This window comes from uncultured Thiodictyon sp. (genome assembly GCA_903837595.1).
In the GTDB taxonomy this organism is placed as follows: Bacteria; Pseudomonadota; Gammaproteobacteria; order Chromatiales; family Chromatiaceae; genus Thiodictyon.
Genome location: CAILVI010000164.1, coordinates 1 through 4,452, shown reverse-complemented (window position 1 = coordinate 4,452; position 4,452 = coordinate 1). Strand labels below are relative to the sequence as shown.

The window sequence follows — 4,452 nt, the reverse complement described above, 5'->3', positions numbered from 1 at the left end:
TGGCGGAGAGGGAGGGATTCGAACCCTCGATAGGCTGTTAACCTATACACACTTTCCAGGCGTGCTCCTTAAGCCACTCGGACACCTCTCCGGGGTGTTTGCGGGCGGGTCCAGAGCGGGTGAGCATCTGGCCAGGGGTTCCTTACGCCTCGCGAGCGGGGCACAATACATGAACTCACCGCCGCTTTCAAACCGCGCTCGCGCCGCGCTGGTCGGTCCGCCACTGCCGGCAGGGCCGCCGCCGCCCATCCACTATGCAGATACAAGACTTTACCCCCCCGCTCGCGCACACCGCCGACCGCCACCACCTCTACGAACGCGCGGTACAGAGCCCGCGCGCGGAGGTGGATTTTATCGACCAGACCTACCGGAAGCTGCGGGGCCGCAGTGCCCGCTGGCTGCGCGAGGACTTTTGCGGGACCGCCGCGGTGGGCTGCGAGTGGGTGCGCCGCCGCCCGACCAATCGCGCCGTCGGGGTCGACCGGGACCCGGAGGTCCTGGATTGGGCGCAACGCAACAATCTGGCGACACTCTCAGCGGACCAGCGCGCGCGCATCCAACTGCTCGAGCAGGACGTCGCGACCCCCGCCAGCCGCCCACTGGACCTGGTGCTGGCCTTGAACTTCAGTTACTGGCTGCTCACCGACCGCGCCGCCCTGCGCGCCTATTTCGCGCAGGTCCGGACCGCCCTGGCCCCGGATGGGGCCTTTCTGCTCGACGCCTACGGGGCTATGACTCCTACCGCCTCATCATCGAGGAGCGGACGGTGGAGGACCCGGAGCTTGGGAGCTTCGGCTATGAGTGGGAGCAGGCACTGTACGACCCGGTGAGCGGCCGGCTGGTCTGCCACATCCATTTCAACTTCCCGGACGGCTCCCGGCTGGAGCGCGCCTTCACCTACGACTGGCGGCTGTGGTCGCTACCGGAGATCCGGGAGCTGCTGAGCGAGGCCGGATTCTCCCGGGTGCATGTCTACTGGCAGGGCTGGGATGCGCAGGGCCACCCCGACGGCCGCTTCGTCCCCGTGGAGACCGGGGCGCCGGATGCGGGCTGGATCGCCTACCTGTCCGCCGAGCCCTGAACGCCAAGCCGCGCGAGGATGAAGTCGACGACGACCGCCGGGGTCTTGAGCGGCAGGCGCGGCGGGTGCTTGCCCGTGGGCAGGGTGTCGTCGGTCACCACCGCGATGATGTCCGGATCGTCCGGATAGAGCAGCGGCGCGCCGACGCAGGCGCGATAGACCTCCAGCTTGTTATAGGTGGCGTACTTGAAGCCCTCCGCCAGCACCAGATCGAGCCCGCCGGGCGCAAAGCGGGTGAGCAGTTCCTGCAGGTCCGGATCGGGGCCGCGTACCCGGTTTTCCACCTGCAAGGCCCAGCGCGAGGAGGACGCCAACAAGGTCTGCTCGGCCCCGGCCTCGCGCAGCTCGAAGCTGTCCTTACCCGGCTGATCCAGGTCGAAGGTGTGGTGCGCGTGCTTGAGATAGCCAACCCGCAGCCCCCGGGCCTTGAGCAGCGGCACCAGTTGCCGCAGCAGGGTGGTCTTGCCGCTGCCGCTGGGGGCGACGAAGCCGATGACGGGGATTTGGCGTGTGGGCATGATGGGTCCTCCTGATGGTGTTTTCCTTGATTCTATGCGCAAGGGCGCACAACGCGCTGTAAACCGCCTGCTTGGACATTTCCCCGGTAGCGCCCCACAATGGAATGCTGGCTCACGCACACCGCCCCGACCCGCGGGGCGGCCCGCCGTGAGGCCACCCAACACCCTATCAAGCTACTCATACTGCAAGACTTTTTAAGCCATGGCTCAGTACATCTACACCATGAATCGGGTCGGCAAGGTCGTGCCGCCCAAGCGCGTGATCCTGCGCGACATCTCGCTCTCATTCTTCCCCGGGGCCAAGATCGGCGTGCTGGGCTTGAACGGCTCGGGCAAGTCCACGCTGCTGCGCATCATGGCCGGGCTGGACACCGATATCCTGGGCGAGGCCCGCCCCCAGCCCGGGATCAAGGTCGGCTTCCTGCCCCAGGAGCCGCACTTGGACCCGACCAAGAACGTGCGCGGGAACGTGGAAGATGCGCTGGGCCATATCAAGGACGCGCTGACCCGGCTCGACGCCGTCTATGCCGCCTACGCGGACGAGGACGCGGACTTCGATGCACTGGCCAAGGAGCAGGCGGAGCTTGAGCACCTGATCGAGGTCACCGACGGCCACAACCTGGAGCGCACGCTGGAGGTGGCCGCGGAGGCCCTGCGCCTGCCGCCCTGGGACGCGGAGGTGGCTACCCTCTCCGGCGGCGAGCGACGCCGCGTAGCACTGTGCCGGCTGCTACTCTCCAAGCCAGATATGCTGCTCCTGGACGAGCCGACCAACCACCTGGACGCCGAATCGGTCGCCTGGCTGGAGCGCTTCCTGCTCGAATACCCGGGCACCGTGGTTGCCGTCACCCATGACCGCTACTTCCTGGACAACGTGGCGGGCTGGATCCTGGAGCTCGACCGCGGCCACGGCATCCCCTGGGAGGGCAACTATTCCTCCTGGCTGGAGCAGAAGGAACGCCGCCTGGAGTTGGAGGAGAAGACCGAGGCTGCCCGGGTCAAGTCCATGAAGCAGGAGCTCGAATGGGTGCGCTCCAACCCCAAGGGGCGCCACGCCAAGAGCAAGGCGCGCCTGGCCCGCTTCGACGAGTTGCAGACCAGCGAATTCCAGGCGCGCAACGAGACCAACGAGATCTATATCCCGCCGGGTCCGCGCCTGGGCGACCTCGTGATCGAGGCGCAGGGGATCAAGAAGGCGTTCGGGGACAACCTGCTCTACGACAACCTCTCCTTCAACCTGCCCAAGGGCGGCATCGTCGGTGTCATCGGCCCCAACGGTGCGGGCAAGACCACGCTGTTCCGGATCATCAACGGGCAGGAGCAGCCGGACGCCGGGCAGTTCCGGATCGGCGACACGGTCCAGGTGGCCTGTGTCGACCAGAGCCGCGACTCACTCAACGACACCAAGACCGTGTGGGAGGAGATCTCAGACGGACTGGATAACATCATCGTCGGCCGCTACGAGATGCCCTCGCGCGCCTACTGTGGGCGCTTCAACTTCAGGGGCTCGGACCAGCAGAAGCGCATCGGCGACCTCTCCTGCGGTGAGCGTAACCGGGTGCATCTGGCCAAGCTGCTCAAGAGCGGCGGCAACCTGCTGCTGCTCGACGAACCCACCAATGACCTCGACGTGGAGACCCTGCGCGCGCTCGAAGAGGCCCTGCTCACCTTCCCCGGCTGCGCCGTGGTGATCAGCCATGATCGCTGGTTCCTGGACCGCATCGCCACCCACATGCTGGCCTTCGAGGGCGACTCGCAGGTGGTGTGGTTCGAGGGCAACTATGCCGACTATGAGGCCGATCGGCACCGCCGGCTCGGCACCGAGGCCGACCAGCCGCACCGGATCAAGTACCGCCGGCTGTCGGCCTGAGGGGGCACTGATGTACGGCGCTGAAGACCTGATGGCCCGGGCCGAGTTGTTCATCGAGCGGCTGGAGCGCCTGCTGCCCGAACCGCCGGCCCCGACCGACTGGGGTGCCACGGCCTTCCGTTGGCGCACCCGCAATGGCCGCGGTTGGCTCCAGGCGGAGCATGCACCTCACCGCCTGGACCCCGCGGACCTGCTGTGTCTGGACCGACAAAAGGCCGAGATCGTACGCAACACCGACCAGTTCCTGGCCGGGCGGGGCGCCAACAACCTGCTGCTGTGGGGCTCGCGCGGCACCGGCAAGTCATCACTGATCAAGGCGGTCTTCACCGCCAATCAGGAGCGGGGGCTGCGCCTGATCGAGGTCGACAAGGACGACTTGCGGGACCTGCCCGATATCCTCGATCTGGTGCGGTCGCGCCCGGAGCGCTTCATCCTGTTCTGCGATGACCTCTCATTCGAGGCCAATGAACCGGGCTATAAGGCGCTCAAGGCGGCGCTCGAGGGTTCAATCAGCGCCACCCCGGACAACGTTTTGATCTATGCCACCTCCAACCGCCGTCACCTGATGCCTGAATTGAAGGCTGAGAATCGGGAGGCGCACCTGGTCGATGGCGAATTGCACCAGGGCGAGGCGGTGGAGGAAAAGGTCTCGCTGTCGGACCGCTTTGGCCTCTGGGTCAGCTTCTACCCATTCACCCAGGTGCAATATCTCACCCTGGTCAGGCACTGGTGTACCCGTCTGGGGCCGCTCCCAGACGATTGGGCGCCGGCGGAGCGTGCCGCGCTGCAATGGGCACTGCGCCGGGGATCGCGCAGCGGGCGGACCGCCTGGCAGTTTGCGCGGGATTGGGTGGGGAGGAGCGGCATGGAAGGACAAACAGGATCACCCATCCCGCACGGCTGAGCCGGCGCCTTTGTCATTATTTCGGCCGCCTTGCTGGTGACATGCGTCGCGGCCTGGGGGCCGCTCCTACCCCCGTAGG

Annotated in this window: 5 protein-coding genes and 1 tRNA gene; 4 read left to right on the top strand and 2 right to left on the bottom strand. The window is 66.6% G+C overall.

All coding sequences use genetic code 11. From position 1 onward, the window contains the following. A tRNA-Ser gene (locus QZY44_RS08820) sits at positions 1 to 91 on the bottom strand. Between the two features lie 163 nt (positions 92 to 254). On the opposite strand from QZY44_RS08820, the gene QZY44_RS08815 reads away from it, so the two are divergent. Both QZY44_RS08815 and QZY44_RS08810 read left to right on the top strand, forming a co-directional pair. Further along, a complete protein-coding gene (locus QZY44_RS08815; RefSeq protein WP_295445184.1) occupies positions 255 to 830 on the top strand; it encodes a class I SAM-dependent methyltransferase in 576 nt (191 codons plus the stop codon). Then, on the top strand, positions 767 to 1,081 hold the full coding sequence (locus tag QZY44_RS08810) for a hypothetical protein (protein ID WP_295445182.1): 315 nt from the start codon (positions 767 to 769) through the stop codon (positions 1,079 to 1,081). The genes QZY44_RS08815 and QZY44_RS08810 overlap by 64 nt, the downstream gene beginning before the upstream one ends. On the opposite strand, the gene mobB is transcribed toward QZY44_RS08810, so the two are convergent. Beyond that, entirely contained in the window at positions 1,060 to 1,599 is a 540-nt protein-coding gene (mobB, locus tag QZY44_RS08805) for a molybdopterin-guanine dinucleotide biosynthesis protein B (protein WP_295445179.1), read from the bottom strand. The genes QZY44_RS08810 and mobB overlap by 22 nt on opposite strands. A 202-nt stretch (positions 1,600 to 1,801) precedes the next feature. Between mobB and ettA the strand changes: the two genes are divergently transcribed. Together ettA and QZY44_RS08795 are read left to right on the top strand one after the other, a co-directional pair. After that, complete coding sequence (ettA, locus tag QZY44_RS08800) at positions 1,802 to 3,469, top strand: energy-dependent translational throttle protein EttA (protein WP_295445176.1); 1,668 nt, start codon at positions 1,802 to 1,804, stop codon at positions 3,467 to 3,469. A 10-nt stretch (positions 3,470 to 3,479) separates the two neighbouring features. Then, entirely contained in the window at positions 3,480 to 4,373 is an 894-nt protein-coding gene (locus QZY44_RS08795) for an ATP-binding protein (RefSeq protein ID WP_295445173.1), read from the top strand. The last annotated feature ends 79 nt before the right edge of the window (positions 4,374 to 4,452 follow it).